Raw genomic sequence first — 23,390 nt, forward strand, 5'->3', positions numbered from 1 at the left:
AAAAGGGGAGTGAACGCCATGGAAAAGAAACAATTTCAAGCGGAATCGAAACGACTATTGGAAATGATGATCAACTCCATTTATACGAAAAAGGAAATTTTTTTACGGGAGTTAATTTCAAATGCCAGCGATGCGATCGACAAAATTTATTACAAAGCGTTAACAGATGACTCGTTAACCTTTGATAAAGATCAATATTACATAAAAATTATCCCGAATAAAGAAAATCGGACGTTAACCGTTTTAGATACGGGAATTGGTATGACGAAGGAAGAGTTGGGAACGAATCTCGGTACCATTGCAAAAAGCGGCTCCCTTTCTTTCAAAAAGGAACATGAAATGAAAGACGGGTTTGACATCATCGGTCAATTCGGTGTCGGTTTTTATGCAGCCTTTATGGTTAGTGATGTGGTAACAGTCAAATCAAAGGCTTTTGGGGAAAATCAAGCATACGAATGGCAATCGGAAGGAACTGAAGGATACACCATTTCACCATGTGATAAAGCTGATGTCGGAACGGAAGTGATTTTAAAATTAAAGGAAAATACGGAAGATGACAATTTTGATGAATTTCTCGAAGAATGGCGATTAAAAGAAATCGTGAAAAAATATTCAGATTTTATTCGTTACCCGATTAAAATGGATGTCACAAAGCATAAACCGAAAGAGGAAGGTAGCGACGAATATGTTGAATATAAGGAAGAAGAAATTATTAACAGTATGGTTCCCATTTGGCGGAAAAACAAAAACGAATTAACGGATGACGACTATATCAATTTTTACAATGAAAAACGATATGGATTTGACAAACCGTTAAAACATATTCATTTATCTGTAGATGGTACCGTTCGTTATCAAGCGATTTTATATATTCCGGAACGGGCTCCTTACGATTATTACACCCCTGAATATGAAAAGGGACTGGAGCTCTATTCAAATGGTGTCCTCATTATGGGAAAAAGTCCGGATCTATTGCCTGACTACTTCAGTTTTGTAAAAGGAATGGTCGATTCGGAAGATTTGTCGTTGAATATCTCGAGGGAAATGTTGCAACATGATCGGCAATTAAAGTTCATTGCGAAAAATATTAAAAATAAAATTAAGCGGGAACTCGAATTAATGCTGAAAAACGAACGGGAAAAATATGAAACCTTTTATAAAGCCTTTGGTAGACAATTGAAATTTGGTGTCTATTCCGATTTTGGTGCAAATAAAGATATATTACAAGATTTATTAATGTTCTATTCATCAAAGGAAAAGAAACTCGTCACACTAGACGAATACGTTTCCCGCATGGCTGAAGATCAAAAATATATTTATTATGCGACGGGAGAGTCGATTGATCGGATTGAAAAATTACCACAGACTGAACTCGTTTTGGAAAAGGGATACGAAATTTTATATCTCACAGAAGATATCGATGAATTTGCCATTAAAATGTTAGTGAAATACAAAGAAAAAGAATTCCGATCCGTATCCGGCGATGATTTAGGCATTGAAACGGAAGATGAGTCAAAAGAAAACGAATCACAAGAAGAAGAAAATAAAGAAATGTTTGCTTACATGAAAGAAGTTTTAGGAGACAAGGTGAAAAGCGTAAAAGCATCAAAACGGTTAAAAACCCATCCTGTCTGCTTCTCAACGGAAGGGGAAATTACAATTGAAATGGAAAAGGTTATAAACAGCATGCCGAATAGCCAAAAGGTGAAAGCGGAAAAAGTATTGGAGATCAACCCGAATCACGAAGTATTCCAATCGCTGAAAAAAGCCTTTGAAACGGATAAAGAAAAGCTCGCCCTTTATACGAAACTCCTTTATAACCAAGCTTTGCTGATCGAAGGATTGCAAGTGGAAGATCCAGTGGAATTTACGATCGATATGTGTAAAGTGATGGTTTAAAAATCATTCTCATTTTAACGGCTTTCTGGGAAATTACCTAGAAAGTCGTTTGTTTTTTTGAATAAATAGGGGTTTCATGAGCAGTTTTAACGGATAATCGTTTGAAAATTCTGTCGAATATTTGTCCTCCATCCTGATTTCTGGTATATTATTAATATATTGTTCTAGTAACGGAGGGCCAAATATGTTTAAATTTATCCATTGTGCCGACCTTCATTTAGATAGTCCATTAAAGGGGCTTCAATTGGAAGATGATGCTCCATTGGAAGAAATCCGAACGGCAACGAGAAAAGCGTTGGAAAACTTAGTGGACGTAAGTATTGAAGAATCTGTGAAATTTATTGTTATTGCAGGGGATATTTACGATGGGGATTGGCAAGATTATTCCACCGGATTGTTTTTTAATTCGATGATGGCAAGACTTCGTGACCATGGCATAAAAGTATTTATCATTAAAGGAAACCACGATGCGGCAAGCCAAATTTCGAAACGACTCGTTTTGCCGGATAATGTCGTCGAATTTCGTACGGACAAACCGGAAACATATAAAATTGAAGATCTCCATGTTGCCATTCATGGTTGGAGTTATAAAGAACGGGAAGTATGGAGCAATATGGCCATTCAATACCCGGATGCTCTCCCGGGCTATTTCAACATCGGTCTCCTTCATACATCCTTGGAGGGACAAGCGGGACATGAACGGTATGCCCCGTGTAAAAGGAGTGAATTAATCGAAAAGGGATACGATTACTGGGCACTCGGTCATATTCATAAGCGACAAGTCGTTTCTGAAAAACCGTATATCATTTTTCCCGGGAACATCCAAGGCCGACATATCCGTGAAACAGGGGAAAAAGGTTGCACCCTCGTTACAGTCGATGGTAGGGATGTAACGGTTGAACATCGAAATTTAGATGTTCTACGCTGGTACCTTTGTCAAGTCGATTTGTCGGACGTTACGACTGATGTGGATTTTACAGCAAAAGTTTCCGACGTAATCAGTGAAACGATTGAAAACGAACCTCATCCGGTAGCTGTCCGGGTCGTCCTCCATGGTCGAACGGATTTGCATAGTCGCTTATTACAAGAAAGGGAAAGATACGTATCGGAAGTAAAAAATGCCGCACAAATTTCTGGTGGGAATCAAATTTGGATTGAAAAAGTAAAATTTAAAACGGAACCTCCCTACGAAGAAAACTGGCAAGGTGAACATAAAGATGCAATATCTGAAATGATCAATGCTATCGGATTGGACGAATTGGAAGATGATTTTATTGATTCCTATATTCAAGATATAAAGGCGATTCAAAATCGGCTGAGTTCTTATATTAAACAAGAGGATGCAATTCGAATCGAAGGAAAGGGAGATATCGATTCGATTTTAAATGACGCGAAGGAATTATTGTTAGGAATGGTTTCGAAGGGAGGAAGCGCCCGATGAAAATACAAAAGATTGGTATTGAATCGGTTTTGCATTTTAAACGTTTTGAAATCGATTTAGGAAGGGACAATTCCTTTCATATCTTTTATGGACCGAATGAAGCTGGAAAAAGTACACTACTGAAATTACTTATCGACTTATTATTCGGTGGTAAAATCGACGAAGATTTAAAGCAGCACTTTGATACCCGTTCCAGACTCGAAGCCATCCTCCATCATACTTCTTTGCCATTGATTCATTTCTATCGAAAAAGGCGATACAGTAAGTTAGTCCTTGTCGGAGAGGACGGGAAAGATTTAAGTCATGACATATTGTCCCCTTATTTAAGTGGCTATCAAAAGGAACAATATGCATTACTTTTCGGATTTGACCATGAGCGTTTACGAAAAGGTGGTGAAAGTTTACTACAATCGGGGGGGCATGCAGGAATTAGTTTATTTGAATCCGGAGGCGGCATTCAATATTTACAGCAAATTTTACAACAGTTAAATGACCGAACGAAGGAGTTACTCGATCCAACTTTTCGAAAAAGTTCATCGAAATTATTAAATAAATCATGGAAACAGTATAAGGATTCGATGAATGCTGTTAAAGAAAAGGGCTTACGGGGAGAAGATTGGCATAAAAAGGCAAATGAGATTGATGAGAAGAAGAAAGCCCTAACCCTACTTCAAGAAGAGTTAGAAAAGATTCAAGGGGAAATCGCTAAAAAAAGGAGAGGGCAACGAATTTGGAAGCCGTATCGAGACCGAAAAAATTTACTTTCCCAATTCGAAACGTTGAAGGGAATCCCAACCCTTTCTGAAGAAATGATTCAATATGTAACCGATGTTTTAGAAAATTACCAAAAAGTAAAAGGGGAAAAGGCGAAGGGGAAAGCAAAATATACACAGAAACAATCGTTAGAAGAACAGATCCGTTATGATCAAAAAATCTTGCAACTCGGTACGGAAATTCATTCTTTAAATGAGAAGGTGCAACAATATATTACAAGGAAAATGAAAGAGATTCCTGAAGATCGTCGTTCGATGAATGAATGGAAGGAAGAAGCACGTTTATTACTTGCATCGATCGCTCCTTCTGTACCGATTCAAGAAGCAGATCAGCTCCAAATCCCTTATTCCGATGAAGAGGATATATTAATGTTAGCTGAGGATATTAAAAAATGGGAATTAAGCCTTCAAGGAGAAAGGGAACGATTGGACGAACAATCCTTTGAACGTTCAAAGATTCAAAGGGAATTGGATGGGATGAAAGATCCGGTTGATCCCGCTCCATTTGAACAACTTATTCGACAAGTACAAAGGGAAGGGGATATCGACGATCAAATTGAAAAAACAAAACGTGAATGGGAAATGGGGAAACAGACGATTCGTCGAATTCAAAAGGAACAAAATATCTGGACGGAAAGCATACAGAAATTAGCTGATATATCCATTCCCCTTCAGGAAACGATCGAAAAATACACCGAACGATGGACTGAATTAGAAAAGAAAAAGGAAGAGATCGAACAAGGTTTAGTAAAAGAAAAACAACAGTTGAAGGATACAATCGACCGGTTGGAACAAATCGAACTAGGTGGATACGTGCCAGTGGAGGATGATTTAAAAAGGGCACGGATGAATCGGAATGAACATTGGGATCAAGTAAAATCCGTTTGGTTGGAAAACCAGAAGGAAGAGAATTGGGATTTTTCCGATATCGAGTCCCTTGCTACTACCTTTGAACGATCGATGGAAGAGGCGGATGAAATTGCGGATTTGATGAGAAGGGAATCGGATCGATCGGCAAAAAGGGCGAATCTTCTTTTACAAAAACAGCAAACGGAAAAGGGGATTGGTCAATTAGAAGAACGATTACTAGCAAATGAGCGGGAATTTTCCGCTCTTAAGGAGAATTGGGAAAAAGAATGGGAAATCAGTGGTATTGAACCGAAATCTCCAAGGGAAATGAAAGAATGGTTAAATGCCTTTTATCGTCCGGTTTTAGAAGAATGGAAGAAAGTGAAGGAGTCGGAACACCAATATGATGACATGCTGCGCAAAAAGGCTACTCTTCTCAACGAGTTAAAGAATGCGGTTCAAACAATTGGTTTTCAATCCCCTTCCGATGAAGAACATATTGAAATCTTTCTTCAAAAAATTGAAACCTTTGTCAAAAAGGCTGAGGAGAAACGGATCAATATTGAAAATTTGAAAAATCGATTGAAAGATTCCGAATTAAAAATTGCTGTACAAAAACAAAAGGTGGAACAGTTGGATAAACAACTCCAAATTGCAAAAGAAAAATGGGAAAAAATCCAACGAAAATATCCCCATTTGGGGGAAAATCCAGAGGTTGCGAAAAGTACGATTGAAAAACTTCGGAAATTGTTCCAAATCATATCGAATATGAATCGCACAGAGCAATCGATTCGTAACAAAAATGCAGACTGTGAGGATTTTGAAAATCAGGTGAAAGATTTAGCCAAACGTCTTTCTGAAAACCTATCTGACTATCCGTCTATCGAAAGTTTCGTTCGGACATTAAGAGAAACATATGAGATGGAAAAGGAGAAAAAAACGAAGGCCGATGAAATTCGAAAACAGTTAAAAGAAATTGAGATGGAAATTTTGGAAAATGAACAAAAGGAAGCGGAATACAAACAAATTCTCGAATCGTATATGAATACGTATCATTGCACAACTTACGATGAACTTCAAGAACTCCTTCACCGAGCCATTCATAAAAAAGATCTTGAAGAAAAAATACAGGATACTGAAGAACGGCTCATGGAAGCGGGTGACTTTTTACCCCTTGACCAATTGGAAAAGGAAGCGGAATCCATTGAAAATCCGGATATTCTTCCAAATCAAATCGAACAATTGGAAGAAAAATTCGAGGAACTTGAAACACGGATGAAAGATGAAAAGGAACATTTATGGCAATTGGAACGGGAATTTGAAGAAATGAATGAAACAAAAACCGATGCGATTATGTATTCACAAAAGGCTGAATCGTATTTAGCAGAAGTGGATCAATATTGGAATGAATATCTTCGATTTGAACTGGCAAAGCGTTTATTACAACGGGCGATTGATCAATATCGACGGAAAAACGAATCGACGGTGATTAAAAAGGCGAGCAATTTCTTTCAACAACTAACGATCGACCATTATAAACAATTAATAATTGACTATGAGGAAAATGTACCGTTGCTCGTTGCGATTGACAGAAGGGGAGAAAAACGAAAGGTGCATGAAATGAGCGATGGCACAAGGGATCAATTATATCTTGCTTTACGGCTCGCTTTTGTCGAAAACCATCTCGATGATTCCGATCCACTCCCATTAATTATGGACGATATTTTCGTTCATTTCGATGACGAAAGGACGAAAGCAACGTTGGCAATTCTAAATGAGTTCGCATCGAAAACGCAAATTTTATATTTCACCCACCATCAATTTGTTGTGGATGCGGCAAAGCATATCGGAGCAAATTTACGCATTCACCATATTGAAAATAAGCAAATGGAACCGGTTGAATGATCAAAAGGGGGGATTTGGCCTCCCTTTCTAATTGATTTTTTTCAATAACTCCACTTCTTTTTTTATCGATTGAATTAATATAAAGTACGTGTATCCAAAGGGAAAGGAACGAAAAATCTGGGGGGAGAATGGTGAAGTTTGTTATTGCAGGGGGAACTGGATTCATCGGTGATCATTTATCCAATAAATTACTTGAACAAGGGCATGATGTAACGATTTTAACAAGATATCCTCCAAAAGGAAAAAGTGGAACAATGAAGTATGTAAAATGGCTTGGAAAGGGAGATAAACCGGAAAAAGAAATGGAGGATATCGATTGCCTGATTAATCTTGCAGGAAGATCGTTAAATCAAGGTCGTTGGAATGAAAAAGGGAAGGCAGAAATTTTAGATAGCCGCATCCATTCGGTAGAAGAATTGATTCGCATCGTCTCAAAACTTAAAACTAAACCAAAAGTTTTTATTAATGCGAGTGCCATCGGGATCTATCCACCATCGGAACATGCGGTTTATACGGAACGATCGGAAAATAGGGCAGAGGATTTCCTAGGAACGGTTGTAAAAAAATGGGAAGAAAAGGCAAAACGTTTGAATGATCTACAAATACGAACGGTATTAGCCCGCTTTGGAGTCGTACTGGCAAAGGACGGAGGAGCTTATCCCCTTTTGAAAATACCTTATCGACTGTTTTTCGGTGGCAAAATCGGTTCAGGAAAACAATGGATGTCATGGATTCATATCGACGATGTCATACGGGCCCTTTTGTTTATCGTGGAAAACGAGCAAATTAAAGGACCCGTCAATATAACTGCACCAAATCCGGTGAGGATGGATAAGTTTGGAAAAACCATTGCTCGAGTTTTAAAAAGACCCCATTGGTTTTCAGTTCCTTCAAATCTAGTGAAAATGGTTCTTCGTGAAAAAAGTACCCTCGTTTTAGAAGGCCAATATGTACTACCAGAAACATTGACGACGAATGGTTTTTCCTTTTTGTATCCGAATTTATATTCAGCATTACAACATTTAGAAAACATCGGTTAAAAACAACTTTAAGAAAAAATACAACGGACAGGTTCTTTGTCATTAAAAATTAAAAGTTTTTTCCTTCTTTTTTTTGATAAAATAAGAAAGTGATTTAGGAACATGAAAGAAAAAAGAGGGTTGTTGCTTTGGAACTTACGATTACGTTCATCATTTTATCGATTACGATTTTTCTTTTTATTATTGGAAAAATAAGAGCTGATCTCGTCGCTTTATTATCTCTACTCGCTTTAACCGTTACAGGAATTTTAGATGTTCAAGAGGCATTAGCAGGATTTGCAAATTCCACGGTCATCATGTTAGCGGGTTTATTTATCGTCGGTGGGGGAATCGTACGTACAGGTCTTGCTCAAATGGCCGGCAGATTTCTTTTACGCTTTGCTGGAGAAAGTGAAACAAGATTATTCATCTTGCTTTTTCTTGTCGTAGCGATTGTCGGTTCATTCATTAGTAACACAGGTACAGTAGCGATTATGTTACCGATTGTTGTAACGATGGCCATCAGTATGAAATTGAGTCCTTCTACATATTTAATTCCATTAGCCTTTGCCAGTAGTTTATCCGGATTTATGACGTTAATTTCTACGCCGACGAATTTAATCGTTAGTGAAACATTAGTTGAAAATGGATTTGAAAAACTGAGCTTTTTTTCTATTACACCGTTAGGAATCATCGCTTTTATCACTGGGATTGTATACATATTGTCCGTCCGTCATTTACTCCCGAAAGACGATCGAAAAAAAAGAGCGAATCAAAGTGGACGATCACCAAATGAATTAATTAAACAATACCGTTTATCGGAAAAATTACATCGGGTCATCATTCCTTCCCATTCAAAACTTGTTAACCGAGTGTTAGGTGAGCTAAATATTCCTTCCCGCTATCATGTCATCGTACTTGCAATCGAACATAAAAACGGGGAAGGTTTTTCATTGCTTAATCATCCTCAACAGGAAATGGCAGGTCCTGATAGCAAACTACAACCGAATGATATTTTATATTTGGAGGGGGCTCCAGAAAACGTCGCCCGATTTGCCGTCGATTACGAATTACAGATCGAGCCTCACGATGAAACTGAACAATTTGTGTCAAAAACGATCGGTATTGCAGAAGCCTTGTTAACACCAAACTCCAAATTTATCCATAAAACTATCAGTGAAGCAGGTTTTCGAAAACGATATGGGGTAAATGTAATAGGTGTGAATCGAAAGGGACAATATATATTGGAAAATATTTCTGATTTGTCCCTACGCTTTGGTGATGCCCTTTTATTACAAGGGACATGGGAAGATATCGAATATTTATCCCAGGATACAAAGGACATGGTCATCGTCGGTCAGCCGAAAAAACACGCATCAGAGGCTGCCGCAATGGGAAAGGCGCCGATTGCCTTTGGGATATTGTTTATGATGGTCATGTTTATGGTATTGGATATTTTTCCCACGGTCGTTTCCGTTTCGATTGCAGCTATTGGGATGATCTTAACCGGGTGTTTGCGAAATATGGACGATGCGTACAGTCATATTAATTGGGAAAGTCTCGTATTAATTGCGGCCATGTTGCCGATGGGTACGGCGTTAGAAAAAACGGGGGGGATTGCCCTTCTATCCGAATTTGTTATTCATTATTTAGGTGAATACGGTCCGATCGGTATCCTTGCCGGGATTTACTTATTAACAGCCCTATTTGGTCAGTTTGTTAGTAATACGGCAACAGCAGTTTTATTTGCCCCCATCGCGATAAATGCTGCTGTAGGAATCGGTGCAAATCCAATTCCGTTTGTGATGGCGGTGGCGGTTGCAGCAGCCACATCCTTTGCTACTCCTTTTTCGACGCCAGCCAATGCCCTTGTCATGACAGCGGGTAATTTTACGTTTATGGATTTCTTTAAAGTTGGGATGCCATTAGTACTCATTATGTTTATTGTGATGATCATTTTTATCCCAATCATTTATCCTTTCTAAGTTAAACGGGAAGCTTTAGAAACATTTACATAATTGAAAAGGAGAAGTAACGTTCCGCTTATATGGGTTTGGAGTGTTATTGATCGTTGTGATTTATTAGGATTAATGGAACATGACCACTTCATCTAAAGGAGTTATTCTTAAAAATCGAAGAAATTGACAAAATTCAGCAATCTCTGTCATTGAGATTGCTATTTTTCTGCCATATACTAAAATTATGAAATATTACAATTTTTTTGAAAAGGAGCGATAATATGTTAAATGTTTCTAATGAAGAAAAAGGTTTGGCACAGATTCAACGGATTCGGAGAAATACATTAGGGGATCTGTTAGCACGCACAAGGGACAGGTTTCAAAATAAATTCGCAATCGCTTACAAAAATATTCGCCTTACCTATTCGGAGTTGGATGATCTCGTCAATCAAACCGCACATGCCTTTTTAAATGATGGGATTAAAAAAGGGGACATGATTGCAATTATGTCGAAAAATAGTCTCGATTTTGTAATCTCCACCTTTGCATTGGCGAGAATCGGTGCAGTTATGATTCCGATCAACTATATGTTAACGGACTCAGATGTTCGCTACATTTTAGACCATGCGAAAGTAACCGGTGTGTTGGCAGCTGACGAATATACACCAATTATTGACCAAGCGGGAGAAGGATTAATGATCAATCATCGATTTTTGATGGATAAATGGGAAGGAGAGGATGATAAAAATTATTCTTCTAAATGGACTCCCTTATCCGTTGCAAGGAAGGATGAATCAAAGGAGTTTATCGATGCGGACATCGATGATGAAGATCTTGCACATGTTTTATATACGAGCGGAACAGAATCGAGACCAAAAGGGGTAATGCTCACCCATAAAAGTATCGTGAGTGAATACGTAAGTACGATCGTTAGTGGTGGAATGTCGGAAACCGATGTTTGCATACACGCACTTCCCCTTTATCATAGTGCCCAACTCCATTGCTTTTTAGGTCCAAGCATTTATCTTGGTTCGAGTGGAATTATTTTAGAAAATGCAAAACCGGACAAAATTTTAGAGACGATAGAAAAGGAAAAAATCACCCAACTATTTTGTCCTCCTACCGTTTGGATTGCCCTATTGAGACATCCAGATTTCAACAAACGTGATTTATCATCCTTGCAAAAATGTTACTATGGTGCAGCAATTATGCCTCGAGAAATATTAAAAGAATTATCCGAACGACTTCCAAATGCACGTTTTTGGAATTTTTACGGACAGACGGAAGTAGCTCCCCTTGCAACAGCTCTTCAACCGGAGGATCAAATGCGCAAACTTGGATCTGCAGGAAAACCGACATTAAATGTTCAAACAAGAATTGTTGATGAAAATGGAAATGAAGTTCCTCCAGGTGTGATTGGTGAAATTGTTCATCGAACGCCCCATGCGATGAAAGGCTATTTGCATGATACGGAAAAAACCCTCAAAGCCTTTCGAAGTGGATGGTTTCATAGCGGTGACTTGGGAGTAATGGATGAGGAAGGTTATATTACCATCATCGACCGAAAAAAAGATATGATTAATACGGGCGGAGTGAACGTTTCCAGTAGGGAAGTGGAAGAAGTAATTTATCAAATGGAAGGGGTATCGGAAGTTGCAGTGATCAGCATTCCGGATCCGTATTGGATTGAAGCAGTAACGGCTGTCATCGTTCCGAAAGAGGGGGTAAAGTTGACTGAAGAAGATGTAATTTCCTTTTGTAAAGAACGACTATCAACATTTAAAGTACCGAAATATGTGGAATTTACCGATCGCTTACCGAAAAATCCGAGCGGAAAACTATTAAAACGAAAATTAAGGGAAATGTATCGTCACTTAAAGGATAAAAGAGAATAATAACCGTTTTATTCAATGAAAAGACGATTGCGCATTTAGCAATCGTTTTTAATATGTCGGCCGAAAACAATCTCCAATGGAAGGGCATAAGACATCCATACAAACTAATACATTATTAACGTGAAAAGAAAGGGGGAAATTTCAATGGCTGAGGCTAATTTTGACAATCGAAATCCGTATTCTCGAAACCCACAATTACGATCCTATGTCGATCCGTATCTTTATCAACGTTTAAATCAGTTACTTAATCGAAACCTTGTCGTCCAAACGGTCAAGGATTCGGTTCGCGGCACTTTAAAACAAGTGTATCCCGATCATATCACAGTTTCGGTGGATGGAAGTCATTTTTTTGTACGAACCGCCCAAATTATTTGGATCAAACCGGATAGATGAATGAAAAAAGGGGGGATGGAAGTTGATTGAACGGATCAATGAAATTGCAATTGAATTACCTAGGCCAAAGGATCCGGATCCGAATGCCGCATCTGCCGTTCAAGAATTGTTAGGCGGACGTTACGGAGAAATGTCCACTTTCAATAATTATTTGTTCCAATCCTTCAATTTCAAAAATAAGAAAAAATTAAAACCGTTTTATGACTTAATTGCAAGTATTGCCGCGGAGGAATTTGGTCATTTGGAGTTGGTAACCCATGCGATTAATATATTGATGGAAGGTAGTTCTTTTCCAGGGGACCCCGATATTGCTCCATTGCGGAATGCAAAGGATCAACGGAATCATTATGCCTTTATCGATACGGCCCAAAGTGGAAAACCTGGCGATTCCCAAGGAAGACCATGGACAGGTGACAATGTGTTTAATAGCGGAAATTTAATTGTCGATCTTTTGCACAATTATTTTTTAGAAATTGGTGCCCGAACCCATAAAATGCGGGTATATGAAATGACGAGTCATCCGACAGCGAGAGAAATGATCGGCTATTTGCTCGTTCGAGGTGGAACGCATATTGTCGCTTATGCAAAGGCGTTGGAAGTGGCAACAGGTGTCAATGTTACGAAAATGTTACCCGTACCAAATTTATCGAACCGATCCTTTGATACAGCTAGGAAATACGAGGAAAAGGGAGCCCATAGGAAATTGTATACGTTTAGTAAAAAGGATTATCGTGGAATTCAACAGATTTGGAAAGGGACTCATCCGGAAACGAAAGAACCGTTGGAAGTGGTGATCGGAACCCCGAAAGGTGCTCCCGTACCTGATTATTCGGAGATTTGTGAAGAATTTGCCCCTGGAATAAGTGCGGAAGACTTTCAAGAAATTGCGAAACGATTGCAAAAAAATGCAGGGTTAACATAATTAAAGAAATACAGTTTCTTTTTTTTTGCCTAAAACAAAGATTGCAAAAAACAGGTGTGATCCATTGGATTTAAATAGGTTTTTAACCCGAATTACAAATAATTATAAATATAAAAAAAGAATAGTACTATTTTAGTATAAAGTTTGACACGGGAAACATTCGTGAGTAAAATAAACTTATAAATGTTGGTTACGGTAAACATTGTAATCCACAGCCAATTTTTCGGTAGGAGGCGTACTGATGTGTAATAACAATCTTATTTCTCTCGACCAAGCAGAAATCGGGGACTGTATAAAAATTAAGAGATTAGAAGTTACCGGAACGATGAGAAGGCGTCTTTTAGATTTAGGATTTGTCCCGTCGGCCAAAGTCGTTGCTGTGCAAAAAAGTCCTCTCGGAGATCCGATTGCATATGAAGTAAGTCAAACGATTATTGCTCTTCGTAAAGAGGAAAGCTCAAAAATTTTCGGGGAGGTTGTGAAAAATGAATCAAAAACAGACGATTAAAATTGCCTTAGCGGGAAATCCAAACGTTGGTAAAAGCACCTTATTTAATACACTTACAGGTTTAAAGCAGCATACGGGAAATTGGCCGGGGAAAACAGTTATTCTTGCAAAAGGTTCTTTTTCATATAAAGGAAAAGACTATACGATTTACGACCTACCGGGTACTTACTCACTCTTGTCCAATTCGACGGATGAAGAGGTAGCAAGAGATTTTATTGTTTTTGAAAAACCGGATATTACTATTGTAGTTTTAGACGCAACGACCATTGAAAGGAATTTAAATCTCGCTTTGCAAGTCATGGAGATCACCGACCAAGTCATCATTTGTATCAATTTAATCGATGAGGCTAAGAAAAAGGGAATTATCATTAATGAAAATGTGATGATGGACAAACTCGGTGTTCCTGTTATTAAAATATCTGCAAGAAACAAAGTCGGGATCAACTTACTTCTCGATACAATCGATCGGATGATTACTGGAAATATTTCAACCACCCCTTATCAAATCAAATATTCCAATGAGGTGGAAGAGAAATTAAAACAATTGATTCCGAAAATGGATAAAATCGTAGGCGATGATATATCTCCTCGATGGCTTGCCTTACGACTATTGGATGGAGATGAATCTATATTAAAGACGTATATGAGAAGGAAACAGATGGGTGAGGGGGAAGAGAAGAGCGATGGGTACAAATAATGAACTAAAACAATATGATGAAATTATCAATTTAGCAAATTCCCTTTCATCGGATAATCTTCGAGATGAAATTGTTACAAATATATATGAACAATCGAAATCCATTTGTAATCAAACCATCCGTTATCAATCACCCGAAAAATTACGTCAAACGGAAAAACTCGATCGAATTTTCACATCGAAAATTTTCGGGTTTCCAATTATGTTAGCAATGCTCGGGGTTGTTTTTTATATTACAATCGCGGGGGCAAATTATCCTTCCTCCTTATTGGCAAATTTATTTAATTGGTTTGAAGGATATTTAACAATGTTTTTTCATTGGATTCATGCTCCTGAATGGCTTTATGGCGTAATCGTTTTAGGTCTTTATCGAGGAACAGCGTGGGTTGTTAGCGTTATGTTGCCGCCGATGGCGATCTTTTTTCCGATGTTCGCTTTACTGGAAAACTACGGGTATTTACCCCGTGTCGCATTTAATTTAGACCGATTGTTTAAACGGGTAGGTGCCCACGGTAAACAAGCGTTATCGATGGCAATGGGATTTGGTTGTAATGCGGCTGCCATTTTGTCAACAAGAATCATCGAATCTCCTAGGGAAAGAATGATTGCCATATTAACGAATAATTTTGTCCCGTGTAATGGAAGATGGCCGACGCTTATATTGTTGTCATCTTTGTTTATGGCTGTTGGATTACCTAAAACAATGGGGACTTTCGTAACAGCTGCGGTAGTTATGGGAATTGTACTGTTCGGAATCGTCGTTACGTATTTCGTTTCATGGGCTTTATCGAAAACTTTACTCCGAGGCGTACCGACCCATTATACGTTGGAACTGCCACCGTATCGGATTCCTAAATTTTGGCAGACCGTTCTCCGTGCAACATTAGATAAATCGTTGTTCGTATTGAAAAGGGCAGTAGTTATTGCAGCCCCTGCAGGTATGTTAACGTGGGTTGCAGCCAATATAATGATCGGAGATACGAGTATATTGATGTATATCGTACAATTTTTCGATCCCTTTGGCCAGTTGCTAGGATTAGATGGTTATATTTTAACTGCCTTTTTATTTGGACTCCCAGCAAACGAAATCGTATTACCGATTTTGCTCATGGGCTATTTATCAACGGGGGCGATGACAGAAGTAGAAGAGTTATCTGCAATTAAACATATTTTTGTTGATCACGGATGGACATGGTTAACTGCATTAAATATGATGCTTTTTTCATTGCTTCATTTTCCATGCGGTACTACGATGCTAAATATTTATAAGGAAACCCATAGCAAGAAATGGACTTTCGTTGCTTTCGCATTACCGACATCCATTGCAATTGTCGTTACTTTGATCGTTGCTCAAGTGGTCAGAGGTTTCGGTTGGGTATAATTGTATATAAAATGTTTTAATCATCCGGTTCGTTGATGAGGAATTCATCAGCAACCGGTTTTTTCGTTTTATTTTTCACAAATAAAGGGAAATGAATAAAGGATCGACTCGGTGGCTTATGATCGATTATTTTAAAATTCATTCGTGGAATAAAAAGATGAAATATCGTTAATTGTTGAAATGAATTGTTTTTTGCAGAAAGAATAAATCGTTTAACGAATGGCAATTTTACCAATAGTGATAAAAGAAGGGGAAGTGGCCAAAACTCGTTAAAATTTTCTAGTTTACATAACATAAATTATACGAAGTTGAGGGGAAAAGAAATCTCGGTATCTCAATACCGAAGTATACTTGTTATTTTGAGACGGAAACAATATTTAATAAACTATATATATTTTAATTTGTTTTGTCCAATTTTTCCAGTCGTAAAATAAAAATGTTACGTAGAAATAAACTAAAATCTTGTAAAAAAAATTGTCCGTTGATTTAACACGGTTTTTATTTCTTGATTTTCTATACAAATTATTTATTATTTGTATTGATCTACTTTCTATTTATTTTTCAAAATTTTAGTTAACATAATATTGTTATGGTTAAAATTTCTATTTTACTTAATTTTTCTTTCACTCACTTCACATTTTCTTCTATTCTTTTATTCGAATAAAAAAGAGTGCGTAAATGCACCCTTTTTTAATCCTTTACATGATTCGTCTATTCATCTTTTTCTTCATTCGGTTTCGTCGGTCCGGTTAATATCTTGTGGATTGCTATTACCGTACCGTCTTCCTTTTCGTCGACAAAAAAGGAGCCGTTTGAATATCGATCGTTTAGTCGTAACGTATCTACAGGAATGATTTCTTGATGTTTTTTATCGGTTTCGATGATTACTTGATCCGATTCTTTACCAAATACGAATCCGACGAGTCGATGAGCATGGTTTTTTAGCTCTCTAAACATGACGACTCCCCGTTTCGCCCGTGACATTCGTTCAAATTGATCGAGAGCCATTCGTTTTACAGCTCCCCGTTGGCTTACAACGATTAGAGATGATTGTTTATCACGTATAAATTTACCTCCGACGACAAAATCTCCTTCTTTTAAATTGATTCCTTTCACCCCTGCTGCTCGGACACCAATCGGATTGATTTCATCGATGTTAAACCGTAAACCGTATCCAAAATAGGAAGCTAAAAATAGATCTTCTCTCCCACTCGTTAAATGTACTTCTAGCAATTCATCTTCTTTTAAATTAATTGCAATTAACGGTTTCGAATGGCGCTGTGCTTTATATTGACTGAGTTCGGTTTTTTTGATTAAACCATTTTTCGTAACAAATAGTAAATATTGGGAGGATGAGAAATCTTTAACCGGGATGGCGGAAACTATTTGTTCATCCCTTTCAATTGGAATCATTCCTGCCACATGTTGTCCCACATCTTTCCAGCGTATCTCTGGAATATGATGGACAGGAAAATACAGATAATTTCCTTTATTTGTGAATAAAAGGAGCACATCGATCGTCGTCATTTCATAGGAAGCTAATATTCGATCGTCCTCTTTTAAACCGAATTCTTCCCATCCGGATGCATTATAGGAACGGATGGTCGTCCGTTTTATATAACCTCCCTTTGTAACTGTAACAATCACATCTTCATTCGGTACTAAAACTTCCAGTCCAATTTTCAATTCTTCTACTTTTTCTTCGATCGTCGTTTTTCGATCGTCGGCGTATGTTTTTCGAATCCCGTTCAATTCTTGCGTAATTACTTTTAATAATTGCTTTTCATTGGATAGGATTTTTGTTAACTGATTGATTTTTTTCTTTAATTCTGTTTCTTCCTTTTTTAATGCGGTAATATCCGTATTCGTTAACCGATACAATTGTAGGGACACGATGGCTTCCGACTGGGGTTCGGTAAATTCGTATCGATTCATTAAATTATTTTTCGCATCCCGTTTATCCTTCGATTTTCGAATTGTTGCAATGACTTCATCTAAAATCGATATCGCCTTTATCAATCCTTGGACGATATGCAACCGTTCTTCCGCCTTTTTTAAATCAAACTTCGTCCGTCTTTTTACGACCTCCTTTTGATGATTGATATACGCATCTAAAAGGCTTGGAAGGTTCATCAGTTTTGGTCTTCGGTTATGGATCGCCACCATATTAAAATGATAAGTAATTTGTAAGTCGCTATTTTTATATAAGAAATTTAGAATTCCTTGGGCGTCTACATCTTTTTTTAATTCGATTACGATCCGTAGTCCCGTTCGATCCGTTTCATCCCGTACTTCCGATATTCCTTCGATTTTTCGATCGTTTCGAAATTCGTCGATTTTTTTTACTAAGTTCGCTTTATTTACGTCATATGGGATTTCGGTAATAACAATTTGTTTACGCCCACCACGAATCGACTCAATTTCTGCCTTTCCTCTGACGATGATTTTACCCTTTCCCGTTTCATATGCCTTTTTAATTCCGTCAAACCCTTGAATAATTCCACCAGTTGGAAAATCCGGTCCTTTAATAACTTTTAATAAATCATCGACGGTACAATGAGGATTTTCAATGCGTAAAATAACTCCGTCAATAATTTCACCTAAATTATGGGGAGGGATATCTGTTGCATAGCCGGCGGAAATACCCGTTGAACCGTTCACGAGTAAATTTGGAAATCTCGAAGGTAATACTACCGGTTCCTGGTCCGTATCATCGAAATTGGGAATAAAATCGACCGTTTGTTTGTCGATGTCTCTTAATAATTCTGCGCTAATTTTTGATAATCTCGCTTCCGTATACCTCATAGCAGCAGGTGGATCTCCATCGATACTTCCGTTATTCCCGTGCATTTCGATTAAGATATTTCGCATTTTCCATTCTTGGCTCATGCGCACCATCGCTTCATAAACGGAGGAATCTCCGTGTGGGTGAAAGTTCCCAATCACGTTTCCGACGGTTTTTGCTGCTTTTCGAAAGCCTTTATCTGCGGTATTTCCTTCCACATGCATAGCGTACAGTATACGTCTTTGTACAGGTTTTAACCCGTCTCTTGCATCAGGAAGGGCGCGGTCTTGGATAATATATTTACTGTATCGACCGAAACGATCTCCTAATATATCTTCTAAAGGTAAATCTTTTAATATTTCCGTTTGACTTTCCATTATCGATCCTCCCGATTCGTTCCTTGAATATTATCGTTATCGAGGAGACTGCCATCATCTTCCATTCCAAAATCAACATGGTTTTCGATCCATTTTCTCCTTGGTTCTACTTTATCTCCCATTAATGTCGTTACGCGTTTTTCAGCGCGAGCGATATCATCGATTCGAACGCGGATCAACGTACGGGTTTCCGGATTCATCGTCGTTTCCCAAAGTTGATCAGCATTCATTTCCCCGAGTCCCTTATACCGCTGAACGTCATATCCCCTTCTTAACTTTTTCGTAATCGCCTTCAATTCATCATCTGTCCATGCGTAATGGATTACTTCCTTTTTTCCAATCCCTTTACTAATTTTATAAAGGGGTGGTAAAGCGATATATACTTTTCCAGATTCGATTAGTGGACGCATATATCGATAGAAGAAAGTTAGCAGTAAGACTTGGATATGGGCACCATCCGTATCCGCATCGGTCATAATAATCACTTTATCGTAATTTACTTCATTCAATTGAAAGTCTGCTCCAACACCCGCTCCAATGGTATAGATAATCGTATTGATTTCTTCATTTTTTAAAATATCCGCTAATTTCGCCTTTTCTGTATTAATCACTTTTCCTCTTAAAGGCAATACCGCTTGAAAACGCCTGTCCCGTCCTTGTTTCGCAGAACCACCTGCAGAATCTCCTTCCACTAAAAATAATTCATTTTTTTTCGGATTTCTCGATTGCGCTGGCGTTAATTTTCCAGAAAGAAGGGCCTCTGATTTTTTTCGTTTTTTCCCATTTCTCGCCTCTTCCCGGGCTTTCCTTGCTGCTTCCCGTGCCTGAGCGGCCTTTATCGCCTTTTTTATTAACATTTCACTAATATCGGGATTTTCTTGTAAATAATAGGACAATTGTTCAGAGACGATGGCTTCAACTGCACTTCTTGCTTCACTAGTCCCGAGCTTGCTTTTCGTTTGCCCTTCGAACTGTAATAAATTTTCAGGGATTCGAACGGATACGACAGCGGTTAGTCCTTCTCGAATATCCGATCCATCGAGTTTCTCTTTTTCTTTCAATAATCCGCTTTTTCTTGCGTATTCATTGAAAGCGCGGGTAATTGCGGTTTTTGCCCCGATTTCATGGGTGCCTCCGTCTTTTGTTCGAACGTTATTGACGAAGGAAAGCATATTTTCCGAATATCCATCATGAAATTGAAAGGCGAAATCGACTTCAATGTCGTTTTGCTCTCCCTCAAAACTAACGACTGGATGGAGAGAATCTTTATCCTCATTTAAATAATCGACAAAGGCTTGAATCCCATTTTCATATTGGAACGTTTCATGGGTTCCTGTCCGTTCGTCGATTATTTCAATTTTTAACCCTTTCAATAAAAAAGCGGACTCTTGGAGACGTTCGGATAAGATTTCATACTGGAACACAGTTGTAGAAAAAACCGTTGCATCTGGTTTGAAATGAATTGTTGTCCCAGTTTGATTCGTTTTTCCAACTTTTTTTAACGTCGTTACCGGCTTTCCACCGTTTTCAAAACGTTGTTCATAAATATTGCCATCCCTTTTGATCGTCACCGTTAAAAATTCCGATAGGGCATTTACAACAGATGCACCAACTCCATGCAGACCTCCACTCGTTTTATAGCTCGTTTGGCCAAATTTTCCCCCTGCATGTAAAACGGTAAAAATAACTTCTGTTGTCGGTTTTCCTGTTTTATGAATTCCCGTTGGCATTCCACGACCAAAGTCTGTGACGCTCACACTGTTATCCTTATGAATTTTAACGATGATCTGATTGCCAAATCCTGCTAATGCTTCATCCACCGCATTATCGACAATTTCAAATACGAGATGGTGAAGACCGCGGGCATCCGTACTTCCAATATACATACCCGGCCGTTTTCTAACAGCTTCTAATCCCTCCAACACTTGGATGGAATCATCATTATATTGAATCGGTTGATTTGTGGCCACTACCATTCCCCTTTCAAACGCTAATCAAATAACTATTGTTTATTTTAAACGAAAAGTTTTCCTTTTGTCCATATAGGCAGGGAACATTTGTTTGTTTTTCTCGGTTTACCCCTCCTTTTGGACATAGAAAAAGGTTGGAACGTAAAAACAGTCCAACCTTTTTTACACCATCCGAAATGGTGGAAGTTCCATATTATGATGCTTTAACTAAGGCATGCATCACTTTAATGCAACGGTCCATAATTACGGGAACGCCTTCCTTTTTCAACCGCTCATAAACTTCTTCATGGATGATTCCTTGTTGTGCCCAAAAAACATCCGCATCAATCTGTAAAAATTCCTCAGCAATGTCAGGTAAAAATTCACTTCTTCTAAAAATATTAACGATGTCAACGTGTCCCTCAATTTCTTTTAAAGATTTTACAGCTTTAACCCCTAACACTTCATCAACCATCGGGTTAACCGGAATAATTTCGTACCCGGCATCTTGCATCGCTTTGGCAATTTGGTAACTCGTTCGTTCAGGATTATTGCTTAAGCCAACAACGGCAATTCGTTTTGCACGGTTTAATATATCACGAATTTCATCCATTGACGGGTTTTGGATCATCTTTATCCTCCTACCTTTCATATCGATTTCCAAACAGTTTCAGAGCTTAAAACTAAAAATTATCTAAGCGTTAAATAAAGGAAATAAGACTGTTATTTATTTTAAAACACAAAAATTGAATTTTGTCTACTCTTTCAACCGTGTAAAAGGGAAAAGTTTTAAAATTGGACGATTTGCAACGTTTCTAATCTTTAATTGAACGAGTACTTATTGTTACCTTTCGGATTTGAATGTATAAATAAGATAGTGAATCGCTTCTTTTTCTTCTTTTGTTAAATTGGCAAATATCCGATCCATCGTTGAAATTTCTTGATAGGTGGCCCGACTTTCATGAATCAATTGGTGAAAATTTGTACGTTCTTCAAGTAGACGAAAAAAATCAACGAGGGACATTTGGCAAATGATGCAAAACCGACTTAGTAATGAAATGGAAACGGGTTGGTTTCCTGTTTCAATCCGAGATAGTTTTGGTTGGGAAATATGTAATTTTTCAGCCATTTTTGTCGATGTGAAGCCTTTATTTTTCCTAATTTCTCTCATTAATTGTCCGACATGTACTTCATCGATCATTTCAATCCACTCCCTACTCGAACACATTTATGCTTGAATAAAGAAATGGAAATAAGGGTTATTTCATCAAACAATTTTTCATTTACAAAACAGAATGAATCATATATTCTAAAATTAGTTATGACGTTTTATATATTCAAATATTGAATAAAGGAGATGTGGGGATGCAGTCTTCTACATTCAATCAACAATTTCAGGCAATTGCTTTGGAACGAATAGAAAATATCCGATTGAAATTTGAAAAAAATAAGAATTTTCAAATATATGGTGAATTCAAAGAAAATATCGAGCAAATTGAAACTCTTTTACCAAAAGATCAGCAGCATTTAGCGTCAAAAATGAAAGATTTACTTATTCAAATGAAAGATGAATATGATGTGCAAATATTCAAGCAAGGTTTTATCGATGGCATGTTATTTTATAAAGAATTCCTTGAAAAAGGATCGTATCATGGATAGGAAATATGTTCTTTTTCATTATATCATGGATCATCTTAGATATCTGTTATTTGAACGAAAGTCGAGGATTTTTCGACTTTTTTTTATCCCTCCTTCATATGATTCAGCTACGAACATCTCGATTCTTCCTTTCAACGATCTCAACGATCCTTTCGACGACAATCCAATTTTTTCGTAAACAATCGATGTCATATCGTGTATGTTATCTTTTTCAAAATTTATTCCCATAACAATGCAAAAAAAGTTTTCTATTGGAAAGAAATAAAATATAATCGGTAGTAGAATCTAACGTTTTACCGATGAAAAAATGATGAAAAAGGGGTAAAAATTATATGTATATGCTTGTTTTTACTATTAGTTACTTGCTTGGTTCCATCCCTTCTGGCCTGATTATAGGTAAGGTTTTTTACAAAACGGACATACGGGAGCATGGCAGTGGAAATTTGGGTGGGACGAACACATTCCGAACGTTAGGAGTAAAAGCCGGATTAATCGTAACTTCGGCAGATATTTTAAAAGGAACATTAGCAGCCGCCTTACCTTTTATCTTAACTAACGTAACCGGTACAGAAATCGATATTCATCCGTTGTTGGCAGGGATGTTTGCAGTCGTCGGTCATATGTATCCGATCTTTGCTGGTTTTCGGGGTGGGAAAGCCGTTGCCACATCGGCAGGTGTTGTTTTGTTTTATCAACCGCTTCTTTTTGTCATCCTTATACTATCCTTTTTTATAAGCTTGTATATTTCCAAATACGTATCCCTTTCTTCGATGATTTCGGCGGTCTTAGCTATTATTTATTCCCTATTTACAAAGGATTGGCTGCTGATTCTCGTCGTTGTGATCTTTAGTGTGTTTATTTTTTATCGCCATCGGGCAAATATTAAACGTATTAAAAATAAAACGGAACCGAAAGTGAAATGGTTGTAAATTCCTTTCGAAGGGAAAATCGAATGGGACAGTCTGATCAATCCCTATGTT

The 23,390-nt window shown here is 37.8% G+C and carries 18 protein-coding genes; 13 read left to right on the forward strand and 5 right to left on the reverse strand.

Features of this window, described 5'->3' with window-relative positions; genetic code table 11:
• Window positions 1-18: 18 nt before the first annotated feature.
• The 11 genes from htpG (at window position 19) to OE105_RS04890 (ending at window position 15,640) form a co-directional block, all read left to right on the forward strand.
• Window positions 19-1,899, forward strand: a complete 1,881-nt coding sequence (gene htpG / locus OE105_RS04840) for a molecular chaperone HtpG (RefSeq protein WP_275421609.1) — start codon at window positions 19-21, stop codon at window positions 1,897-1,899.
• A 184-nt stretch (window positions 1,900-2,083) separates the two neighbouring features.
• Window positions 2,084-3,340 carry a metallophosphoesterase family protein gene (locus tag OE105_RS04845; RefSeq protein WP_275421610.1) on the forward strand — a complete coding sequence of 419 codons (1,257 nt, stop codon included), beginning with the start codon at window positions 2,084-2,086 and terminating at the stop codon, window positions 3,338-3,340.
• Entirely contained in the window at window positions 3,337-6,867 is a 3,531-nt protein-coding gene (locus OE105_RS04850) for an AAA family ATPase (protein ID WP_275421611.1), read from the forward strand. Before OE105_RS04845 ends, OE105_RS04850 begins: the two co-directional genes overlap by 4 nt.
• Window positions 6,868-6,995: 128 nt before the next feature.
• The gene (locus tag OE105_RS04855) at window positions 6,996-7,907 is read left to right on the forward strand and encodes a TIGR01777 family oxidoreductase (RefSeq protein ID WP_420842572.1); all 912 of its coding nucleotides are present in this window, start codon (window positions 6,996-6,998) and stop codon (window positions 7,905-7,907) included.
• A 128-nt stretch (window positions 7,908-8,035) separates the two neighbouring features.
• The gene (locus OE105_RS04860) at window positions 8,036-9,871 is read left to right on the forward strand and encodes an SLC13 family permease (protein WP_275421613.1); all 1,836 of its coding nucleotides are present in this window, start codon (window positions 8,036-8,038) and stop codon (window positions 9,869-9,871) included.
• 254 nt (window positions 9,872-10,125) lie between these two features.
• Window positions 10,126-11,739 (forward strand): acyl-CoA synthetase, encoded by a 1,614-nt coding sequence (locus tag OE105_RS04865; RefSeq protein ID WP_275421614.1) that lies wholly within the window; start codon window positions 10,126-10,128, stop codon window positions 11,737-11,739.
• A gap of 144 nt (window positions 11,740-11,883) precedes the next feature.
• On the forward strand, window positions 11,884-12,132 hold the full coding sequence (locus OE105_RS04870) for a YuzF family protein (RefSeq protein ID WP_275421615.1): 249 nt from the start codon (window positions 11,884-11,886) through the stop codon (window positions 12,130-12,132).
• Between the two features lie 22 nt (window positions 12,133-12,154).
• Window positions 12,155-13,054, forward strand: coding sequence for a manganese catalase family protein (locus tag OE105_RS04875; protein WP_275421617.1), 900 nt, complete (start codon window positions 12,155-12,157; stop codon window positions 13,052-13,054).
• Between the two features lie 241 nt (window positions 13,055-13,295).
• Window positions 13,296-13,562: a FeoA family protein gene (locus OE105_RS04880; RefSeq protein WP_275421618.1), complete on the forward strand. Its 267-nt coding sequence runs from the start codon at window positions 13,296-13,298 to the stop codon at window positions 13,560-13,562.
• Window positions 13,540-14,259 (forward strand): FeoB small GTPase domain-containing protein, encoded by a 720-nt coding sequence (locus OE105_RS04885; RefSeq protein WP_275421619.1) that lies wholly within the window; start codon window positions 13,540-13,542, stop codon window positions 14,257-14,259. The genes OE105_RS04880 and OE105_RS04885 overlap by 23 nt, the downstream gene beginning before the upstream one ends.
• Window positions 14,246-15,640 (forward strand): nucleoside recognition domain-containing protein, encoded by a 1,395-nt coding sequence (locus tag OE105_RS04890; RefSeq protein ID WP_275421620.1) that lies wholly within the window; start codon window positions 14,246-14,248, stop codon window positions 15,638-15,640. The genes OE105_RS04885 and OE105_RS04890 overlap by 14 nt, the downstream gene beginning before the upstream one ends.
• Window positions 15,641-15,656: 16 nt before the next feature.
• Here the strand turns inward: OE105_RS04890 and OE105_RS04895 are convergent, their stop codons facing one another.
• The 5 genes from OE105_RS04895 to OE105_RS04915 all read right to left on the reverse strand — a co-directional run bounded on the left by OE105_RS04895 (window position 15,657) and on the right by OE105_RS04915 (window position 21,952).
• A complete protein-coding gene (locus OE105_RS04895; protein WP_275421621.1) occupies window positions 15,657-15,935 on the reverse strand; it encodes a hypothetical protein in 279 nt (92 codons plus the stop codon).
• A gap of 416 nt (window positions 15,936-16,351) precedes the next feature.
• Window positions 16,352-18,802 carry a DNA topoisomerase IV subunit A gene (gene parC / locus OE105_RS04900; protein WP_275421622.1) on the reverse strand — a complete coding sequence of 817 codons (2,451 nt, stop codon included), beginning with the start codon at window positions 18,800-18,802 and terminating at the stop codon, window positions 16,352-16,354.
• Entirely contained in the window at window positions 18,802-20,772 is a 1,971-nt protein-coding gene (gene parE, locus OE105_RS04905) for a DNA topoisomerase IV subunit B (RefSeq protein ID WP_338030925.1), read from the reverse strand. The genes parC and parE overlap by 1 nt, the downstream gene beginning before the upstream one ends.
• A gap of 193 nt (window positions 20,773-20,965) precedes the next feature.
• The gene (locus tag OE105_RS04910; protein WP_275421624.1) at window positions 20,966-21,382 is read right to left on the reverse strand and encodes a CoA-binding protein; all 417 of its coding nucleotides are present in this window, start codon (window positions 21,380-21,382) and stop codon (window positions 20,966-20,968) included.
• 213 nt (window positions 21,383-21,595) lie between these two features.
• On the reverse strand, window positions 21,596-21,952 hold the full coding sequence (locus tag OE105_RS04915; RefSeq protein ID WP_275421625.1) for a helix-turn-helix domain-containing protein: 357 nt from the start codon (window positions 21,950-21,952) through the stop codon (window positions 21,596-21,598).
• Between the two features lie 164 nt (window positions 21,953-22,116).
• On the opposite strand from OE105_RS04915, the gene OE105_RS04920 reads away from it, so the two are divergent.
• A complete protein-coding gene (locus tag OE105_RS04920; protein ID WP_275421626.1) occupies window positions 22,117-22,410 on the forward strand; it encodes a hypothetical protein in 294 nt (97 codons plus the stop codon).
• A gap of 332 nt (window positions 22,411-22,742) precedes the next feature.
• Window positions 22,743-23,339, forward strand: coding sequence for a glycerol-3-phosphate 1-O-acyltransferase PlsY (gene plsY / locus OE105_RS04925; protein ID WP_275421627.1), 597 nt, complete (start codon window positions 22,743-22,745; stop codon window positions 23,337-23,339).
• Window positions 23,340-23,390 lie beyond the last annotated feature (51 nt).

The sequence above is a fragment of the Fervidibacillus halotolerans genome, assembly GCF_026547205.1.
GTDB lineage: Bacteria > Bacillota > Bacilli > Bacillales > Caldibacillaceae > Fervidibacillus > Fervidibacillus halotolerans.